Source organism: Enterobacter sp. ENT03 (genome assembly GCF_019218745.1).
GTDB lineage: Bacteria > Pseudomonadota > Gammaproteobacteria > Enterobacterales > Enterobacteriaceae > Enterobacter_D.
In genome coordinates this window covers 260,587-280,695 of the sequence record NZ_JAHUXA010000003.1, presented here as the reverse complement: position 1 = coordinate 280,695, position 20,109 = coordinate 260,587, and the positions used below count along the sequence as shown (strand labels likewise).

Genomic DNA, 20,109 nt, shown 5'->3' with positions numbered 1-20,109 from the left:
TTAAGACAAGTTGAACGTAGACGCTGTGCCGCCGCGGCGCTAGCATTAACGATATAACTGCAACGTATTACAAGGATTTTTCCTCATTATGATGTCAGCGACTACCCGTCTGTTCCGCCTTCTGCCGCTCGCCAGCCTTGTGCTGACCGCCTGTACGCTCACCGCGCCAAAAGGACCGGGTAAAAGCCCTGACTCCCCGCAGTGGCGGCAGCACCAGCAGGATGTGCGTAATCTGAACCAGTATCAGACCCGCGGTGCCTTTGCCTATATTTCGCCGCAGCAAAAAGTGTATGCCCGCTATTTCTGGCAGCAAACTGGTCAGGATAACTATCGCCTGCTGCTGACTAACCCGCTGGGCAGCACTGAGCTTGAGCTGACTGCCCGTCCGGGCAATGTGCAGATCGTCGACAATAAAGGCCAGCGCTATACCGCCACCGATGCTGAAGAAACCATCAGCAAGCTGACCGGTATGCCTATCCCACTCAACAGCCTGCGCCAGTGGATCCTCGGCTTGCCGGGGGACGCCACCGACTACAAACTCGACAGCCAGTATCGCCTTAGCGAGCTGAACTATTCCGAGGGCGGTAAAACCTGGAAAGTGGTATATGGCGATTACGATGAGAAGACCAAACCGAGTATGCCCGCCAGCATGGAGCTGACCCAGGACGACCAGCGCATCAAGCTGAAAATGGATAACTGGATTGTGAAATGATGACCCAGTGGCCCTCTCCGGCAAAGCTTAATCTGTTTTTATACATCACCGGCCAGCGCAGCGACGGCTATCACGAGCTTCAGACGCTGTTTCAGTTTCTGGATTATGGTGACACTATCGGCATTGCGCCGCGTCACGACGGCGCTATCCGCCTGCTGACGCCGGTGGCTGGCGTGGCTGATGACGAAAACCTGATTATGCGCGCCGCCCGTTTATTGATGAATGCGGCCCGCCAGCGTGACTGCCTGCCTGCCGGCAGCGGCGCTGACATTGGCATTGAAAAACGGCTGCCGATGGGTGGCGGGCTGGGCGGCGGTTCATCCAATGCCGCCACCGTGCTGGTAGCCCTGAACCATCTTTGGGGCTGCGGCTTATCCATCGATGAACTGGCGGCGCTGGGCCTGCAACTGGGGGCGGATGTACCGGTGTTTGTGCGGGGTCATGCGGCCTTCGCGGAAGGCGTTGGCGAGCAGCTTACGCCCGTCGATCCGCCGGAAAAATGGTATCTGGTGATGCATCCGGGCGTCAGCATCCCTACGCCGGTCATTTTCAAAGATCCTGATTTGCCAAGAGACACGCCGAAAAGGTCAATTAATACGTTGCTAAATTGTGAATTCAGCAACGATTGCGAGGTTATCGCAAGAAAACGTTTTCGCGAGGTTGATGCCGCGCTTTCCTGGCTGTTAGAATACGCGCCGTCGCGCCTGACTGGCACAGGAGCTTGTGTCTTTGCTGAATTTGACACCGAGTCCTCTGCACGTCAGGTGCTGGAGCAAGCCCCGGACTGGCTACATGGTTTTGTCGCGAAAGGTGTAAACCTTTCTCCGCTCCACCAGGCTATGTTTGGGCAACCTGAGCTCTGGTGACAACGTCACCCTGTTCCAGACGTTGCATCGCGCTCTTTAATACACCGCTGGATAGCGTTTTGCCTGGCCCGCACAGTTTTCGGCGACGCTATCCACCACTGGACGCATGCCTGAGGTTCTTCTCGTGCCTGATATGAAGCTTTTTGCTGGTAACGCCACCCCGGAACTAGCACAACGTATTGCCAACCGCCTGTACACTTCCCTCGGCGACGCCGCTGTAGGTCGCTTTAGCGACGGCGAAGTCAGCGTACAAATTAATGAAAATGTACGCGGTGGTGATATTTTCATCATCCAGTCCACTTGTGCTCCCACCAATGACAACCTGATGGAGTTGGTTGTTATGGTTGATGCGCTGCGTCGTGCTTCTGCAGGTCGTATCACCGCTGTTATCCCTTACTTTGGTTATGCCCGTCAGGATCGCCGTGTGCGTTCTGCGCGTGTGCCTATTACCGCAAAAGTTGTCGCCGATTTCCTGTCAAGCGTTGGCGTTGACCGTGTACTGACCGTTGACCTGCATGCTGAACAGATCCAGGGCTTCTTTGACGTGCCGGTTGATAACGTGTTTGGTAGCCCCATCCTGCTCGAAGACATGTTGCAGCTGAATTTGGATAACCCGATCGTGGTTTCTCCGGACATCGGCGGCGTGGTACGTGCTCGCGCGATTGCCAAGCTGCTCAACGATACCGACATGGCCATCATCGACAAACGTCGTCCGCGCGCGAACGTCTCCCAGGTCATGCACATTATTGGTGACGTGGCGGGTCGTGACTGTGTACTGGTTGACGACATGATCGACACCGGTGGTACGCTGTGTAAAGCGGCTGAGGCCCTGAAAGAACGTGGCGCGAAACGTGTATTTGCTTACGCGACTCACCCGATCTTCTCCGGCAATGCGGCAAATAACCTGCGTCATTCCGTCATCGACGAAGTGGTGGTTTGTGACACCATTCCGCTGACTGACGAAATTAAATCTCTGCCGAACGTCCGTACCCTGACCCTGTCAGGTATGCTGGCCGAAGCGATTCGTCGTATCAGCAACGAAGAATCCATTTCTGCTATGTTCGAGCACTAATCGGACACAGCATAAAAACCCGCCGCGGCGGGTTTTTTTGTCTGTGAATTCCATTTGTATGATTTATGCATTCCATATCTGGTATATAACAAACAGATGGTTTGCTCAGCGATGAAATGAAAAAAGTGAAAAAATTGACGTCTTTTGATGCTCTTCCTTTTCGCGCCCTTATCGACGCCTGCTGGAAAGAAAAATACTCTCTGTCGCGCTTTACCCGCGACCTGATTGCCGGGATCACCGTCGGCATCATTGCGATCCCGCTGGCGATGGCGCTGGCGATTGGCAGCGGTGTAGCTCCGCAATATGGCCTGTACACGTCGGCGGTTGCCGGGATTGTCATCGCCCTGACCGGTGGCTCGCGCTTTAGTGTTTCCGGTCCTACCGCCGCCTTTGTGGTGATCCTCTACCCGGTATCACAGCAGTTCGGGCTGGCGGGATTGCTCGTCGCCACCCTGATGTCCGGCGTGTTCCTGATCCTGTTTGGCCTCGCCCGATTTGGCCGCCTCATTGAATACATTCCGCTGTCGGTCACGCTCGGGTTTACCTCCGGGATCGGCATCACCATCGGCACCATGCAGATCAAAGATTTTCTCGGTTTGCATCTCACCCAGGTGCCCGAACATTATCTGCAAAAAGTGGGCGCGCTGGCGGGCGCTCTGCCGACCTTTAACCCCGGTGATGCCGCCATTGGTGTGGTCACTCTCGGTACATTGATTTTATGGCCACGGCTCGGTATACGCTTGCCAGGCCATTTACCGGCACTGCTGGCCGGTTGCGCGGTGATGATGGTGGTCAATCTCGCCGGTGGTCACGTAGCAACCATCGGTTCGCAGTTCCATTATGTGCTGGCGGATGGCACCCAGGGTAACGGCATTCCGCAACTGCTGCCGCAACTGGTGCTGCCGTGGGATATGCCGGGTTCAGACTTCACCCTGAGCTGGGCTTCTCTTCAGGCACTGTTACCGGCGGCGTTCTCCATGGCGATGCTCGGTGCCATCGAATCGCTGTTGTGCGCGGTGGTGCTCGACGGCATGACGGGTACGCGGCATAAAGCCAACGGCGAACTGATTGGTCAGGGGCTGGGTAACCTGGTTGCGCCGTTCTTCGGCGGCATTACCGCTACCGCCGCTATTGCCCGCTCAGCGGCCAACGTGCGTGCGGGGGCAACGTCGCCCGTTTCGGCGGTGGTCCACGCCTTGCTGGTGATCCTCGCCCTGCTGATCTTAGCCCCGCTGCTCTCCTGGCTGCCGCTGTCGGCCATGGCCGCCCTGCTGCTGATGGTGGCATGGAACATGAGCGAAGCGCATAAAGTGGTGAACCTGCTGCGTACCGGCCCGAAAGACGACATCATCGTCATGCTGCTGTGCATGTCGCTGACCGTCCTGTTCGATATGGTGATCGCCATCAGCGTCGGCATCGTTCTGGCCTCACTGCTGTTTATGCGCCGTATCGCACGCATGACGCGCCTTGCGCCGGTCAATGTTGAGGTGCCGGACGATGTGCTGGTACTGCGGGTGATCGGCCCGTTATTCTTCGCGGCGGCAGACAGTTTATTTACCGATCTCGCGGCGCGCTGCGCAGGCAAACGCATTGTCGTGCTGAAATGTGACGCGGTACCGGTGCTGGACGCGGGCGGGCTGGATGCGTTTAAGCGCTTTGTGGAACGTCTGCCAGAAGGCTGTGAGTTACGGGTGAGTAATCTGGAGTTTCAGCCGCTGCGCACCATGGCCCGTGCGGGTATTAAGCCAATAGCAGGACGGTTGTCTTTTTATCCGGATAAAAACGCAGCGCTGGCTGACGTTTAATGGGAATGCCCGGCGGCGTAAGCAGGCCGGGCCAGGGAATGACTCGTGCAGGCCGGGTGAACGATGCATCACCCGGCAAGGAGATTAGCTGTGGCGATGATTCTGATCGCGGCGGCAACGTTTATCGTAGTGACGCACCCACCAGTACTTATCGCACACCTGTTCATGCCCGCCGACGCGCGCCCCCGCCAGCCACAGGACGGCGCCAACGAAAATACTTAAAATGGCTCCATGGGCGAAGTACTGTGGCAGGTTAAGCTGTGGAAGCTGGTTCAGAATGGAATACCCCACACCGACCACCATCACCACCAGCCCCAGGACCATTAATACGTTACCGAGCAACGACGCGTTTTTGCGTTTCATCTGTCACCTCCGGATGCCAGACTGCAAGGGAAAAGCCCTTGCTCCTTGTGTGTAAAGTATAGGCAACACCCCACGGATCGGTTGCGGCGGCGATCACAGTTATTAACATCGGTTAAACACAACTTTACATATAAGCCCCTGAACTGGATGATTTTCTAATAGTTCGCAAGTTGAATTATTAGGATTTTCTCATGTTCTCAGCAGAACTTTGTCAACCGACGCCACACAACGTAAACTACGCGCCAGAATGTGATCCCTTCAGGAACGAAGACGTGACGATTAAACTCATTGTCGGCCTGGCTAATCCAGGCGCTGAGTACGCAGCCACCCGACATAATGCGGGTGCATGGTATGTTGATTTACTGGCCGAACGTTTCCGCGCGCCTCTGCGTGAAGAGCCGAAATTCTTCGGTTTTACCTCACGTATTAACGTCGCAGGTGCGGATGTGCGTCTGCTGGTGCCCACCACCTTTATGAACCTGAGTGGCAAAGCGGTGGCGGCAATGGCGACGTTTTACCGTATCAATCCCGATGAAATTCTGGTGGCGCATGATGAGCTGGATCTGCCGCCGGGCGTGGCGAAATTCAAACTTGGCGGCGGTCATGGTGGACATAACGGCCTGAAAGACATCATCAGTAAACAGGGTAATAACCCGAATTTTCACCGCTTACGTGTGGGAATTGGCCATCCGGGCGATAAAAACAAAGTTGTCGGCTTTGTACTCGGGAAACCACCCGTTTCAGAACAGAAGCTTATCGACGATGCCGTAGACGAAGCGGCGCGCTGCACGGAAATCTGGCTGTCGGACGGCTTAACAAAAGCAACCAACCGACTTCACGCCTTTAAAGCGCAGTAGCTGCCGCGAACGGCTTTTTTGCCCCGCGCGCGAGCGGTTACGTGTATAATAGGCAGAGTTACTAACTTTTCTACAATCTGTCATCTCTAACAGGTTGAATATCAAGACATTAAGGTGATTTAAACCATGGGATTCAAATGCGGTATCGTCGGCTTGCCGAACGTCGGTAAATCTACCCTGTTCAATGCGCTCACCAAAGCGGGCATCGAAGCGGCGAACTTCCCGTTCTGTACCATTGAGCCGAATACCGGCGTTGTGCCGATGCCCGATCCGCGTCTGGATCAGCTGGCTGAAATCGTTAAGCCGCAGCGTATTCTGCCGACCACCATGGAGTTCGTGGACATCGCAGGTCTGGTAAAAGGCGCGTCCAAAGGTGAAGGCCTGGGTAACCAGTTCCTGACCAACATCCGTGAAACCGAAGCCATTGGTCACGTGGTGCGCTGCTTTGAAAACGACAACATTATCCACGTGAATAATAAAGTCGATCCGGCTGACGACATCGACGTTATCAACACCGAGCTGGCGCTATCCGATCTGGACACCTGCGAGCGCGCCCTGCACCGCGTGCAGAAAAAAGCCAAAGGCGGCGATAAAGACGCGAAAGCTGAACAGGCCGCGCTGGAAAAATGTCTGCCTCATCTGGCCGAAGCGGGCATGCTGCGTTCCCTGAATCTGACGGATGAAGACAAAGCGGCGATCCGCTACCTGAGCTTCCTGACGCTGAAACCAACCATGTATATCGCCAACGTTAACGAAGACGGTTATGAAAATAACCCGTACCTCGATAAAGTGCGCGAGATCGCCGCCAAAGAGGGTTCTGTGGTGGTGGCCGTCTGTGCCGCGGTTGAAGCTGACATCGCTGAGCTGGACGATGCGGACCGCGCAGAATTTATGGCGGAAATGGGTCTGGAAGAGCCGGGGCTGAACCGTGTGATCCGTGCCGGTTATGAACTGCTGAACCTGCAAACCTATTTCACCGCGGGCGTCAAAGAAGTGCGCGCATGGACCATTCCGGTTGGCGCGACGGCACCGCAGGCTGCCGGTAAAATCCATACCGACTTTGAGAAAGGCTTCATCCGCGCGCAGACTATCGCGTTTGAAGACTTCATCGCTTACAAAGGCGAACAGGGTGCAAAAGAAGCCGGTAAGATGCGTGCTGAAGGCAAAGACTACATCGTGAAAGATGGCGACGTGATGAACTTCCTGTTCAACGTCTGATCTGCGTCCTGCCCCGACATTTAATCCACGCCCCGGCGTGGATTTTTCTTTTCAGACGATCCTCGGCTGTACCCGCCTCCCCCTCTGCCTGATCTATGCCAGGCTTGAAGTCTCTGCCGTTATAACGGCGCCGCTCACCATTCGGGTAACGCATGACACAGACACCGTCTCTTTCTGATCACGACATTGCACTCATCGACCGTTACTGGCGAGCCGCCAACTATCTCTCGGTCGGGCAAATTTATCTGATGGATAACCCCCTGCTGCGCGAGCCGCTTCGCCCGGAACACATTAAACCGCGTTTGCTGGGACACTGGGGGACCACGCCGGGCCTGAATTTTATTTATGCCCACCTCAACCGGGCGATCCGCCTGCGCGATCTCAACATGATCTATATTTGTGGTCCCGGTCATGGCGGCCCAGGCATGGTGGCGAACACCTGGCTGGAAGGCAGCTACAGCGACATCTATCCGGACATCAGCCAGAACGCCGAGGGGATGCAAAAGCTGTTTAAGCAATTCTCCTTCCCCGGCGGTATTCCGAGCCACGCCGCCCCGGAAACGCCGGGATCGATTAACGAGGGTGGCGAACTCGGCTATTCCCTTTCGCATGCCTTCGGCGCGGTGTTTGACAATCCTTCTTTGATTGCCGCATGTGTGATCGGCGACGGCGAGGCGGAAACCGGCCCGCTCGCCTCCAGCTGGTTCGGCAATAAATTCATTAACGCGGCACGCGATGGCGCGGTGCTGCCGATCCTGCATCTCAATGGCTATAAAATTGCTAATCCGACGATCCTCGGGCGCGCCAGCGATGAGGATTTGCAGGATCTGTTCCGCGGTTACGGCTATGAACCGCTGCTGGTGAGCGGACATGAGCCAGAGAAAATGCACCGTCAGATGGCGGAAACTCTCGATAACGCGCTCAACAAAATCCGCGACTATCAGTCGCAGGCGCGCAGCGGCTCGCCCTCTTCGACGCTTCCCCGCTGGCCGATGATCATCCTGCGCAGTCCGAAAGGCTGGACGGGTCCACAGACGGTGGATGACAAAAAAGTTGAAGATTTCTGGCGCGCGCATCAGGTGCCGGTTTCCGCCTGTCGGGAGAATGACGAGCATCGTCAAATACTCGAAAGCTGGATGCGCAGCTACCAGCCGGACGATCTCTTTGACCCGAACGGTCAGCTGAAAGAGGAGCTGCGCGCCCTCGCCCCTGAGGGTGAGAAACGCATGGGCGCATCACCCTGGGCGAACGGTGGCCTGTTGCGCCGCGAACTGAACACTCCGCCACTGCGCGAATACGCGGTTGCCATCACCTCTCCCGGCGAGACGCAAACCGGCACCACTGCCGCACTGGGCGCGTATCTGGCGGGCATATTTCAGCAAAACCCGGATAATTTCCGCCTGTTCGGGCCGGATGAAACCGAATCGAACCGGCTGGGAAAAGTGTTTGACGTCACCAGCCGCACCTGGCTGTTACCGAAAAAATCCTATGACGAACAGCTGGCTGCCGATGGCCGGGTGATGGAAATCCTTAGCGAGCATCAGTGCCAGGGCTGGCTGGAGGGGTATTTGCTCACCGGTCGTCATGGGCTGTTCAACTGCTATGAAGCCTTTATTCATATTATCGATTCCATGTTCAACCAGCATGCGAAGTGGCTGAAAGTGACGCGCAAGCTTCCATGGCGTAAGCCTGTTTCCTCGCTTAACTATCTGCTGTCGTCGCACGTCTGGCGTCAGGATCATAACGGCTACAGCCATCAGGATCCGGGTTTTATCGATCATGTGGCGAACAAAAAAGCCGATATTGTCCGCATCTATCTGCCGCCAGACGCGAACACCCTGCTGTGCGTTGCCGATCACTGCCTGAAAACCTGGGATCGCATCAATGTGATTGTCGCCGGTAAACAGCCCTCGCCCCAGTGGTTAACGCTGGATGAGGCAGAGAAACACTGCGCGGCTGGCATGGGGATCTGGCACTGGGCCGGGACCGTGCGGGAAGGGGAAAAACCGGATGTGGTGATCGCCTGTGCGGGGGATGTGCCGACCATGGAAGCGCTGGCGGCGGTCGATCTGCTGCGTGGCTACCTGCCGGCGTTACGCATTCAGGTGGTCAACGTGGTGGATCTGATGGCGCTACAGACGCAGGATCAGCACCCCCACGGTATTGACGATGAGACTTTCGAAGCACTCTTCCCTGCTGATACGCCGGTGATATTCGCTTTCCACGGCTATCCGGGTCTGATCCATCGTCTGACCTATAAACGGAATAATCATCAGCATTTTCATGTACACGGGTTTATCGAAGAAGGCACCACTACCACGCCGTTTGACATGACCGTGTTAAACGAGCTGGACCGTTTCCATCTGGCGCAGGACGCTATTTTGAATATCCCTTCGCTGGCGGGAAAAGCGGATGCGATCCTCGATGCGCTGGCGGAAAAGATCGCCGACCATCACCGTTATGTGCGGGAATACGGAGAGGATCTGCCAGAAGTACAGGGATGGAAATGGCCGTCACAACAGGATCACGCCACTATTCCTGAATAACACAAAAACGGCTGCGCCAGATAACTGAGGCAGCCGTTTTTTGCGTGATTAAAACCAGCCCGGTCCCTGCGCCAGCTCTTTACGCTCAGGCGGCCGGGTTTCAATCGGACGGGCGGCGAGATGCTTCGCCCACAGATCCGCGACCCACTTCACCCCTTTTTGCGTAAAGCGCGCCTGAGACCAGGTGTGACGGTTCTCGCCAGTGCCTCTATGCACGGTAAAATAACCTGCCTGAATATGATGCAGCGCGGGAGTCATGGTGCCGTTATTGCGGATCATGATATTGCGCTCCAGCAGGAACTTACGGAATTCCACTTCTTTCGCCTTCAGCATTTTGCACAGCTGACGGAAGCCCAGCGATTCGCTGACCTGAATAAATTCGTCAAAGAAAGCGGCCTTTGGGGCGAAAAGCTCAAGTTGCTCTTCCGCGCGCTGACAGCGCTCATACTGCTCAGCCCAGGCGCGCGCCGCCGCAGCCGGGTTGGTGAAATCCGGCAGGCTAATGTCTTTTTCGCGCTCCTGCCAGCGGTCAAGCATCTCTGCGGTATAGGCTGGAGAAATACGTGCCACCGTCAGTAGCGAGTCCCGTTTATTCAACAAAAACTCTTCCCGCACCTCACCGTCGGATTCGTACTGACTGCCCGTCACGGGCGATGAGAGGCGTTGCGCCGTTTCGAGGCTTTTGACCATGCGCTTCACCTCAGTGTGGGCAACGCCCATCAGCGTAGCCAGTTCACGGCTGCTCATGGTCACGGCCCGATTCTGCGCAGGGAGAGTATTTACAGAAATCATCATAGGGTTCACCACTCACTTCATTGACACAAAAATCACCAAACTGAAGAAATAATAAACAATAGCTGTGTATTTATCCAGTATTATTTTATGCAGAGAATAAGTGATACAACGCGACGGATCCCCGCCGCGCAGTGGTTCAGACAAAAAAAATCCACGCCGTAGCGTGGACAGGTCGTTTGCTGGATTAGCGGAGTTTAAATACCGCCACCGTTTCTTCCAGAACTTTAGACTGTTCCTGCAGCGACTGGGCTGCCGCCGAGGCTTCTTCCACCAGCGCGGCGTTTTGCTGCGTGACGGTATCCATCTGCGCCACCGCCTGATTAATCTGCTCAATGCCACGGCTCTGCTCGCCGGTGGACAGCGCAATTTCCGACATCAGCTCGGAAACCTGTCTGACCGACGTAATGATGCGTTGCATACTTGCGCCCGCGCTGGTCACGCGTTCGCTGCCCATCTGCACCTGTTTACCGGACTGCTCGATAAGCTCTTTAATTTCTTTCGCTGCCACGGACGAGCGCTGTGCCAGGTTACGCACTTCGCTTGCCACAACCGCAAAACCACGCCCCTGTTCGCCTGCACGGGCCGCTTCCACCGCCGCGTTAAGCGCCAGAATATTCGTCTGGAAAGCAATGTCTTCGATGATGCCAATGATAGTGTCGATTTTGCCGGAGCTGGACTCGATTTCCTTCATCGACACCACCGCCTCTTCCACAATGGCATTCCCTTCCTGCGCAGCACTGCGCATAGTGCTGGCCAGCGTGTTGGCCTGGAGGGTGTTTTCTGAGGTGTGCTTCACGGTAGAGGTGAGCTGTTCCATGCTGGCCGCGGTTTGCCCCAGCGAGGCCGCCTGCTCTTCGGTACGCGCTGAAAGATCGGTATTGCCGGCGGCAATCTCTTCAGCCGCATGCGCCACGCTCTGACTGGAGTTACGCACCTGAGCAATGATCTCCACCAGCGAAAGACGCATCTGATCCAGCGAGGAGAGCATGTCGCCAATTTCATCCCGCGCATGGGACACCACCGGGATATGCAGCTCCCCCGCCGCCATTTTCTGGCAGTGCAGACGCGCCTGATCGAGCGGCGACAACACGCGGCGGCGCAGCAAGACATAAATAGTCGCAATGATCAGCGTAAACAGCAGCGCAAACAGACCAATGGTCAGCATACTGTTCATAAAACGGTTTTGCGCTTCGTTGTTCAGGCGCTGGGCATATTTCTCGCGGAAGGCGAGCAGATTATCCAGCGTGATTTCAAACTGGCGGTCGAGCTGCGGGATGGAGGTGCTGACAAGCTCATTAAAGCGCGCAGTATCGTTGCGGCTGGCGGCATCCATTAACGGGCGCAGCCCCTCATCGACATACGTCTGCCAGGCCTGGCGGTACGGCGCGGCCAGCGCTTCTTCGCCCGCCACATGCGGGGCCGACTGATAGTTATTAAAGGCAGCGGTCGCTTTTTCTATCGTCTCGCCGGCACTGGTCAACGACGCCTGGGCTTTCTGGGTATCACCCAGCGAAGCGTTAATCATCGCCTCCATCAGACGTACCCGCAGCGTGCGACTGTGGTTAATCGGATCGATAACCGAGAGCACGACGCGAATTTCTTTGTTTACATTATCAAGCGACTGGTTACTTCGGGTGAGAGACCACAGGCTGGACGCTGCGCTTGCGAGAAAAATACAGAGTAAAAAAGTGAAAACGAGAACTGAAAAACGCCTTACTGACATGATATACCCTTGCATGATAGTGCTGTGAAAACGAACGCCTCGGAATGAAGAGCGTCTTAAGCAGTTATCGGCAAATGGTATGGTTAACTTAATTTAAATAAGGATATTTACAGACCAGTCAGCGCTAACCGATCTGTAACGGGCCGCAGGGGATCTATCCGCGATGCGTATTCACGACCTGACCGATACCCTTACCTTCCAGCGTTTCTTGCGGATCGGCAAAGAAATCAATGTTGAAGTACGTATCCTCGGTCAGTAACTCGACGTGATGCCAGTATTGCGGCGGGCTGATGCCAAAATGTCCGGCCTCAATAACCACTTCGATTTCCGGCGTGGTGTCATGTTCGCTGGCGAAGCCGATGTATTTCACGGCGCCCTGCATAACGGACAACCGGCCATATACGCCTTTCTTCGTGTTGTGATGCGTCAACAGCGCCTGGGGAACCGTGTCTTTAGTCCAGAATGGTGTTGAGCGAGTGTGACGAAAGTGAATGGGGATTTGTAAAGCCATAACGTGAACCTCCGGTTTGAGTCGTGCTACCAGCCACAAACATTGGTTTCTTCATCTGACTCGTAGCCACGAACGATATTAATCAGGTCTTTCACGGCATCAGCGGCAATCAGGGGATCCCTGAGTTCGGCAATACTGTTAAAATCTTTATCCACGGATACACCGTTATTATTATTGGTGACGCTCAGAACAATATCATTCTCGTTTTGTTGACTCTCTGGCAATCCTGCCACTAAATCAGCTACCGCCTGAACGGCAATATCCGGGACATAAAGCGCCATGGGTTTCAGGTAAATTTTTTCCTGTACATCTTGCGTGCGGCGATTTGTTACTGCCAGAGAATAGCCTTTGTTTTCGGTGGTCATGGTATTTCCTTTAACCTGCAATCAAAATTTCTGGGTCTACATAAAAATCCACGCAGAATACCGTGTCATCGGTAAGCGCTTCGATATTGTGCCATTTTTCTGGCGGGAACACGCCGAACTCACCGGCATTAATGGTCAGCGTTTCAAGAATTTCCGGACTTGTTTCATCGGCATAGCCGTAATAGCGAATAACGCCTCGCATCACACTCAAACGAGGATAGACGCCCTGCCGCGTGCCGGCATCAAGATGGCGACGCCAGATCGAGGCGGGGGCCGTTTCTTTCGTCCAGAATGGCGTGCTGCGGGTGTGAATATAATTAGGGGGGATAATAATATGCTGCATGTTTCAACCTCATTGTTCTCGTTAAGTCTGACTTAACGGGAGGGGAAAACTTATGTGGCATATCATATACCTGTTTAATAATTTTTGGACTACTTTTTTTGGCAGGCTTTTACTGGTTAATTATTATAAGCATTCTATTAATATGAAATAGTGAAATATACCACTTAATAACTAGTGTAAATGACAAAATTAATATTTTTAAAAATAAATACTCTCTTATGATTACTATTACAGGGTGGAAGGCAAACGAGTAAAAAGCCGCCCGTAAGCGGCTTTATTTTTCGCGATTATGGCCCATTGAATCTTTCTGGCGCATATCGTGACTGGTCTAAACCGGGTTCCACAGGATCATCGTCATCATCGTCGAGTGGTAACCCTTCAGGATCGTCTAATGGTCTTGAGGGGACCGGATCATCATAATCTGGGCGTTCGGACATAAACCTCCCTGCGAGCTTAGTGGGTGAATACTATTATCAGGACTTCAGGTAATTAATTACCGTCCCGCTTTACCTGCAACGCATTGCAATTCACAAATCACTCCTCAGGGCTTGTAGCGCATTGCCACTTTATAATTATAGTGCCTGACACCCGCACCACCAGCGAGCCGGGACGGTTTTTATTACCAGGCAACATGCAGGGAGACATTATTTTTTATATTCCAATAAAATACGGTGTGGGGATTTTATATACCGGACGGGAATAACCTTGATGAATTCCTAAAAGCGAACCGGGTCGATAAGAGGTAACAAATTACACGCGATGAGCAGGTAAAATCCCGGCGGGTGCTTGAGGCTTTTTGGCTTCGGGCAGGTGCTGAAGTCCAGAAAGACGAAAGCCCCAGGAGATGTTAATCAACCTGAGGCCAACGTATGAACTTCGCAATTCAGATGTTAGTCTCTTCTTCGCACGGAGGCAAGACATGCTGACAAAGTACGCCCTGGTGGCAATCATCGTGCTGTGTTTGACGGCACTGGGATTCACGCTGATGGTACGCGATTCACTTTGTGAACTGAGTATCCGCGAGCGTGGTATGGAGTTTAAGGCCGTTCTCGCTTACGAAACGAAGAAGTAGCCTGAACGCGGGGAGCGATCCCCGCGTATCTGGTTGCCGGATTCAGTTCTCAACGCACCCGTTCTTTTCTCGCCAGATTCACTCGCACATATTGACTTATTTTGTTATCAGCGTACTTTTCAGGACATGAAAACCTTTCTGATTATTGTCCCGGATGGCGGCATGCTATTTGAAGCCGCCGGTATCGCCGATATTCTGATGCAGGCCAACCGTCTGCAGGCAGAGCAGCATGCGCCGCCGCGCTATCACATCACCATTGCCACCACGCAGCCGCATCAGGTCATCCATGGTCTGTCCGGGCTGAACCTGCTGGCGGATTATCGCCTGCCCCAGCTCGATCCACGCGAACCGCGCGACACCATCATGATCACCGGGCGCGGCATCAATGAAGATGAAGGCGTGGCGGTGGTCGACTGGCTGCGTCTCGCCGCGCCACATGCCCGTCGGGTGGTATCCATTTGCGGCGGTGCCATGCTGCTGGCTCAGGCGGGCCTGCTCAATGGCCGCCGTGCCACCACGCACTGGAGGCTGCTTGATACACTGCAAACCGACTTTCCCGGGGTGAAGGTGGAGAGCGGGCCGCTGTACGTTCAGGACGGGCCGATCTGGACCTCCGGTGGCGTCAGTTCCGGCTTCGATCTCACCCTCGCGCTGGTGGAGGACGATTACGGATTCACCCTCGCCCGTGAAGTGGCTCAGGATCTGGTGATGTATTTACGCCGTCCCGGTGGACAGATGCAGTTCAGCCGCTTTCAACTGCAAAACAGTGACATCCCCGGTCCGATAGGCGAGCTGCAACGCTGGATCCTGGTCAATCTGGCCGCCGATTTATCGGTAGAAAAACTGGCGGATCGGGTGGCGATGAGCCCGCGTAATTTCACCCGCGTCTTTACGCGCGAAACCGGCGTCTCCCCGGCACGCTTTGTGGCAGAAGCCAGGCTCGCCGCCGCACGGCACCAGCTGGAACAGACCCGCGAAACATTGGATCGCGTGGCCAGCGCCACCGGCTTCGGCTCCAGCATCAATCTGCGCCGCATCTTTGAGAAGCAACTTAAGCTCACCCCCGGCGAGTATCGCCAGCGTTTCCACAGTCGCAATCTGGCGTAAAGTGATCCATTTTTGTCATTTACGCCATTCCTGGCCCAGCCTACTCTGGATGCAGAAACCGCATAACAGGAGGCTATCATGGTTAAGATTGGTATTAATGGCTTTGGCAGGATCGGACGCAATATGTTGCGTGCCGCACTGGGCAGCGACGACATTCAGATCGTGGCGATTAACGACCTCACCGACAGCAAAACCCTTGCCCATCTGCTGAAATATGACACCCTGCTAGGCACGCTTGCCGCGCCGGTGGAAGCCAGCGAAGGCGAACTCCACGTTGACGGGCAGACCATCCGCGTCTTCTCGGAGCGCGATCCGGCGAATATCCCGTGGAGCAGCGTGGGAGTGGAGATCGTCATCGAAGCCACCGGCTTCTTTACCGAGCGTGAAAAAGCCGAAGTACACATCACCCGCGGCGGCGCAAAACGTGTGATCATCTCTGCACCGGCCAAAAACGACGACCTGACCGTGGTGCTGGGCGTTAACCACGACAATTACGATCCGGCAAAACACTTCGTGGTCAGTAACGGCAGCTGCACCACCAACGGCCTCGCGCCTGCCGCGCAGGTTCTGCATCAGCATTTTGGTATTGAGCACGGGCTGATGAACACCACGCATGCCTATACCAACAGCCAGGCGCTGCACGACCAGCCGGAAAAAGATCTGCGCGGTGCGCGCGCGGCGGCGCAGTCGATTGTGCCGTACTCCAGCGGCGCGGCAAAAGCGCTCGGCAAGGTGATCCCGGAACTGGATGGGCGTCTGACCGGCTATTCGTTGCGAGTCCCGGTACCGGTCGTCTCAATTGTCGATCTCACAGTAACCCTGAAACGTGACGTCACCGTCGATGAGGTGAACGCGGCTTTCCGCGAGGCCGCCGCGTCCGGCCCGCTCCAGGGCATTCTGGGCTACAGCGACGAACCGCTGGTGTCGAGTGATTACCGTGGCGATCCCCGTTCATCCATTATCGACGGGTTATCCACGCTGGTGATTGGCGGCAATCTGGTGAAAATTCTCGCCTGGTATGACAACGAATGGGGCTTCTCGAACCGGCTGGTGGATCTGGCACGGTTGATGGCGAAACGCGGTTTGTGACTGGTTGCCCGGCGGCGCTGCGCTTGCACGGGCCTACGGGAGCATTCGCTTTGATGTAGGCCGGGTAAGCCGCAGCCGCCACCCGGCTGATAAACATTGTAGGCCCGGCAAGCGTAGCGCCGCCGGGCATTTCAATCTTAATAAAGACCCAACGGCTTACCGCTGTAACTCACCAGCAGGTTTTTGGTCTGCTGGTACTGGTTAAGCGCCATCTTGTGCGTCTCACGTCCGACGCCGGAATTTTTATACCCACCAAACGCGGCATGCGCCGGATAGAGATGGTAGCAGTTGGTCCACACGCGACCGGCTTTAATCGCCCGCCCCATACGCCATGCGCGATTAATATCCAGCGTCCATAGTCCCGCGCCCAGACCATACTCCGTATCGTTGGCGATGCGCAGCGCTTCCTCTTCGTCTTTAAACGTCGTGATGCCCAGCACCGGTCCAAAAATCTCCTCCTGGAAACAACGCATCCCGTTATGGCCTTTGATCAGCGTCGGCTGGATATAGAAGCCATTTTGCAGCGTATCGCCATGATCGATATGCGCCCCGCCGGTGATGATCTCGCCGCCCTCTTCCCGCGCAATATCAATGTATGACAGGATCTTGTCGTACTGCTCGCGGGACGCCTGCGCACCAATCATCGTGTCGGTATCAAAGGGGTCGCCCTTGCGGATCGTTTCCATGCGGGCGATGACCTTCTCCACAAACTGCGGATAGATCGACTCCTGCACCAGCACACGTGACGGACAGGTACACACCTCGCCCTGATTAAAGAAGCCGAGCACCGCGCCCTCAATCGCTTTATCGATAAAATCAGCATCACCATTCATCACATCCTCAAAGAAGATGTTCGGGGATTTGCCGCCCAGCTCAACGGTACTCGGAATAATGTTTTCTGCCGCACAGGACAATATGTGCCGCCCGATGGAGGTGGAGCCGGTAAAGGCGATTTTCTCGATACGTTTGCTGCGTGCCAGCGGTTCACCCGCTTCGGTGCCGAAACCGTGCACCACGTTGAGCACGCCTTTCGGCAGCAGATCGCCAATCAGCTCCATCAGCACGCTGATGCCGAGCGGCGTTTGTTCCGCCGGTTTGAGCACCACGCAGTTGCCTGCCGCCAGCGCCGGACCCAGTTTCCAGGCCGCCATCAGCAACGGGAAGTTCCACGGAATAATCTGCCCGACCACGCCGAGCGGCTCATAAATATGATAGGCCACGGTGGTGCTGTCGATCTCCGCCGCCGTGCCCTCCTGGGCGCGGATACAACCGGCAAAATAACGGAAGTGATCCACCGCCAGCGGCAGATCGGCTCCCAGCGTTTCACGGATCGGTTTACCGTTATCCCAGGTTTCCGTCAGCGCCAGCAGTTCCAGATTTTGTTCAATGCGATCGGCGATCGCCAGCAGCACGTTTGCACGCTCCTGCGCACTGGTTTTTCCCCACTCCTCTGCGGCGGCATGGGCGGCATCCAGCGCCTTTTCAATATCTGCCGCGCCCGAACGCGGGAACTGTGCGATCACCTCACCGGTCACTGGCGTGGTGTTGTCAAACCAGCGCCCTTCAACGGGATCGACAAATTCGCCGCCAATATAGTTGCCATAACGTGTTTTAAACGAGACTTTCGCGCCGTCGAGGCCAGGATGAGCATAACGCATAAGATGTTCCTCTATTTTTTTATAGGTACAGGTGAGGCGTCTCGCCGGGGGCGGACAGGGTTTTATAAGCAGTTCTTATGCCAGTTCGGCGCCCGACAGCATGAGTTTATTATTCACATAACTATCAATAATTTATTTAAATGCGATCCCGTTCTTGTCTCGTCCAGTGCCACCGTTCGCCACAACCTGTTGCGGAAGTGTGTTGCACGTCGCTACACGCGATACACCTTTATGCTACACATTTGTAACATTCATCATCCCGGAGATCGCGATGCCGCAACCCGTACCCTGCCAGCTGGAAGCCTCCTGGCAACGCAGCCTGAATTACGGCCTGCAACGTGATGACGACAGCCAGCCGTGGGTCGCCTCAGGGCAGCTCAACGAAGCGCGGGCAGAAAACGCCTGGATTAACCGGCTGGCGGAGCCGCTGCTGGCACGGCTGCACCCGGAACTTGCCAGTCATCCCTCGATTATGGTGCTGTCCGATGCCAGCGGGCTGGTGCTGGAAACCCACGGCAACAGCGATTTTCTGCATAAAGCCCAGCGCTATGCGCTCTCCCCCGGCAATTTATGGGGCGAACATGCCCGCGGCACCAATGCCATCGGCACGGCGCTGGCCCTGCAACAGCACTGCGAAGTCTCCGGCGGCGAGCACTACCTGAGCCGCAACGCCGGGCTGTTTTGCTCCGCCTCACCGGTGTTTCGCCCCGACGGGCTGATGGCCGGGGTACTGGATCTCTCGACCCCTGCCCATGCGCCTCGCCCCGATGCGGCAGTCATCGTCCAGCGGGCGGTTTGCCAGATCGAGCACACCTGGACCACCAGCGCCGCCGGTACGCAACGCTGGCTGCTGAGTTTGCACCAGGATCCCGCCCTGCTTGGCACCGCCGGAGAGCTGCTGTTCATCGTCGAGGATAACGTGCTGCTCGGCGCGAACCGCCGGGCGATGGAGGAGTTTGCCCTGCTGCCCGCACATTTCGGTCACACTGCCATCAGCACGCTGCTGCCGCAGATCGCACTCTCTGGCGGCACCACCCGCACCCTCGCCTGTAACCAGCGGCACTACGCCCTGCGCCAGACGCCGCCTGCCCGTCGTTATCCCGGACGCGGCATTGCCCCGCCGCAGGCCGAGGTCGATCCGCTGAAGGCCAAAGCGCTGCGCATTCTTAACGCCGGGATCGCCCTGTGCGTGACCGGGGAAACCGGCTGCGGCAAGGAACATCTGAGCCGTGAATTGCACGCTGGCAGCCGCTGGCGCACCGGTCCGTTCGTGGCGATCAACTGTGCCGCGCTGCCGGAAAACCTGATTGAATCCGAGCTGTTCGGCTACGCGCCCGGTGCCTTTACCGGTGCCAGTGCCCGCGGATACAGCGGCAAGCTATGCGAAGCCAACGGCGGTGTGCTGTTTCTCGATGAGATCGGTGATATGCCGCTGACGCTGCAAACGCGGCTGCTGCGAGTCTTGCAGGAGAAAAAAGTCACCCCGCTCGGAGCCAGTACCAGCCGGGAGGTGGATTTTGCGCTGATCTGCGCCACGCATCAGGATCTGGAAGCGCGCGTGGCCGCTGGCGCGTTCCGGGAAGATCTGCTTTATCGCATTCAGGAATTCCATCTGCGCATGCCGCCGCTGCGGGAATGGCAAAACCGGGAGGCGTTTATACATAAACTGTGGAATGAACTGGGCGCACCACAGCGACGGTTAACGCTGAGCGAGGCGGTGGTCAATGAGCTGGCGGCCCGCCCGTGGCCGGGCAACGTGCGCCAGTTGTTAAGCCAGCTGCGGGTGCTGATGGCGCTGGCAGACGATGGCGCGCAGATCACCCTGGCGGATCTGCCCGGTCAGCGCGCCGCCGCGCCCGAACCCACCCTCACGGACGAGCGGGCCATCGCCGAGGCGCAGGGCAACATGAGTCTCGCCGCCCGCAAATTAGGCATCTCCCGCAGTACGTTGTACCGCCGCCTTGAAAAGCGCCCGACGGTCTGACATGAGCACCGCGCCCGGCGGCG

Annotated in this window: 18 protein-coding genes; 11 read left to right on the top strand and 7 right to left on the bottom strand. The window is 56.1% G+C overall.

Going from position 1 to position 20,109, the window contains the following annotated elements; translation table 11 throughout:
* Positions 1 to 88 precede the first annotated feature (88 nt).
* From lolB to dauA, 4 genes are all read left to right on the top strand, one after another.
* Positions 89 to 712, top strand: a complete 624-nt coding sequence (gene lolB / locus KW828_RS08025) for a lipoprotein insertase outer membrane protein LolB (protein WP_218335888.1) — start codon at positions 89 to 91, stop codon at positions 710 to 712.
* The gene (ispE, locus tag KW828_RS08020) at positions 709 to 1,578 is read left to right on the top strand and encodes a 4-(cytidine 5'-diphospho)-2-C-methyl-D-erythritol kinase (protein WP_218335887.1); all 870 of its coding nucleotides are present in this window, start codon (positions 709 to 711) and stop codon (positions 1,576 to 1,578) included. Before lolB ends, ispE begins: the two co-directional genes overlap by 4 nt.
* A 124-nt stretch (positions 1,579 to 1,702) precedes the next feature.
* Positions 1,703 to 2,650: a ribose-phosphate diphosphokinase gene (gene prs / locus KW828_RS08015; protein WP_088218684.1), complete on the top strand. Its 948-nt coding sequence runs from the start codon at positions 1,703 to 1,705 to the stop codon at positions 2,648 to 2,650.
* A gap of 125 nt (positions 2,651 to 2,775) precedes the next feature.
* Complete coding sequence (dauA, locus tag KW828_RS08010) at positions 2,776 to 4,455, top strand: C4-dicarboxylic acid transporter DauA (protein ID WP_371316096.1); 1,680 nt, start codon at positions 2,776 to 2,778, stop codon at positions 4,453 to 4,455.
* Positions 4,456 to 4,539: 84 nt separating this feature from the next.
* Here the strand turns inward: dauA and ychH are convergent, their stop codons facing one another.
* Positions 4,540 to 4,818: a stress-induced protein YchH gene (gene ychH, locus KW828_RS08005; RefSeq protein WP_218335885.1), complete on the bottom strand. Its 279-nt coding sequence runs from the start codon at positions 4,816 to 4,818 to the stop codon at positions 4,540 to 4,542.
* Between the two features lie 272 nt (positions 4,819 to 5,090).
* Between ychH and pth the strand changes: the two genes are divergently transcribed.
* From pth to KW828_RS07990, 3 genes are all read left to right on the top strand, one after another.
* Positions 5,091 to 5,675, top strand: coding sequence for an aminoacyl-tRNA hydrolase (gene pth, locus KW828_RS08000; RefSeq protein ID WP_218335884.1), 585 nt, complete (start codon positions 5,091 to 5,093; stop codon positions 5,673 to 5,675).
* Between the two features lie 126 nt (positions 5,676 to 5,801).
* The gene (gene ychF, locus KW828_RS07995) at positions 5,802 to 6,893 is read left to right on the top strand and encodes a redox-regulated ATPase YchF (protein WP_218335883.1); all 1,092 of its coding nucleotides are present in this window, start codon (positions 5,802 to 5,804) and stop codon (positions 6,891 to 6,893) included.
* Between the two features lie 152 nt (positions 6,894 to 7,045).
* Positions 7,046 to 9,439: a phosphoketolase gene (locus tag KW828_RS07990; protein ID WP_218335882.1), complete on the top strand. Its 2,394-nt coding sequence runs from the start codon at positions 7,046 to 7,048 to the stop codon at positions 9,437 to 9,439.
* A gap of 48 nt (positions 9,440 to 9,487) precedes the next feature.
* Here KW828_RS07990 and KW828_RS07985 read toward each other — a convergent pair whose 3' ends face one another.
* From KW828_RS07985 to KW828_RS07965, 5 genes are all read right to left on the bottom strand, one after another.
* Positions 9,488 to 10,234: a phage antirepressor KilAC domain-containing protein gene (locus tag KW828_RS07985; protein ID WP_218335881.1), complete on the bottom strand. Its 747-nt coding sequence runs from the start codon at positions 10,232 to 10,234 to the stop codon at positions 9,488 to 9,490.
* 184 nt (positions 10,235 to 10,418) lie between these two features.
* Positions 10,419 to 11,957, bottom strand: a complete 1,539-nt coding sequence (locus KW828_RS07980; protein WP_218335880.1) for a methyl-accepting chemotaxis protein — start codon at positions 11,955 to 11,957, stop codon at positions 10,419 to 10,421.
* A 154-nt stretch (positions 11,958 to 12,111) separates the two neighbouring features.
* Positions 12,112 to 12,468, bottom strand: coding sequence for a DUF1971 domain-containing protein (locus tag KW828_RS07975; protein WP_218335879.1), 357 nt, complete (start codon positions 12,466 to 12,468; stop codon positions 12,112 to 12,114).
* A gap of 26 nt (positions 12,469 to 12,494) precedes the next feature.
* On the bottom strand, positions 12,495 to 12,833 hold the full coding sequence (locus KW828_RS07970; RefSeq protein WP_218335878.1) for a DUF1869 domain-containing protein: 339 nt from the start codon (positions 12,831 to 12,833) through the stop codon (positions 12,495 to 12,497).
* 10 nt (positions 12,834 to 12,843) lie between these two features.
* Complete coding sequence (locus KW828_RS07965) at positions 12,844 to 13,176, bottom strand: DUF1971 domain-containing protein (RefSeq protein WP_218335877.1); 333 nt, start codon at positions 13,174 to 13,176, stop codon at positions 12,844 to 12,846.
* Positions 13,177 to 14,095: 919 nt separating this feature from the next.
* Here KW828_RS07965 and KW828_RS07960 point away from each other — a divergent pair.
* The 3 genes from KW828_RS07960 to gap all read left to right on the top strand — a co-directional run bounded on the left by KW828_RS07960 (position 14,096) and on the right by gap (position 16,444).
* Positions 14,096 to 14,248, top strand: coding sequence for a Hok/Gef family protein (locus KW828_RS07960; protein ID WP_218335876.1), 153 nt, complete (start codon positions 14,096 to 14,098; stop codon positions 14,246 to 14,248).
* Between the two features lie 126 nt (positions 14,249 to 14,374).
* Complete coding sequence (locus KW828_RS07955; protein WP_218335875.1) at positions 14,375 to 15,355, top strand: GlxA family transcriptional regulator; 981 nt, start codon at positions 14,375 to 14,377, stop codon at positions 15,353 to 15,355.
* A gap of 78 nt (positions 15,356 to 15,433) precedes the next feature.
* A complete protein-coding gene (gene gap, locus KW828_RS07950; RefSeq protein ID WP_218335874.1) occupies positions 15,434 to 16,444 on the top strand; it encodes a type I glyceraldehyde-3-phosphate dehydrogenase in 1,011 nt (336 codons plus the stop codon).
* Between the two features lie 137 nt (positions 16,445 to 16,581).
* Here the strand turns inward: gap and KW828_RS07945 are convergent, their stop codons facing one another.
* Positions 16,582 to 18,102, bottom strand: coding sequence for an aldehyde dehydrogenase family protein (locus KW828_RS07945; RefSeq protein ID WP_218335873.1), 1,521 nt, complete (start codon positions 18,100 to 18,102; stop codon positions 16,582 to 16,584).
* A gap of 271 nt (positions 18,103 to 18,373) precedes the next feature.
* Here KW828_RS07945 and KW828_RS07940 point away from each other — a divergent pair, with 271 nt between their 5' ends.
* Positions 18,374 to 20,086: a sigma-54-dependent Fis family transcriptional regulator gene (locus KW828_RS07940; RefSeq protein ID WP_218335872.1), complete on the top strand. Its 1,713-nt coding sequence runs from the start codon at positions 18,374 to 18,376 to the stop codon at positions 20,084 to 20,086.
* Positions 20,087 to 20,109 lie beyond the last annotated feature (23 nt).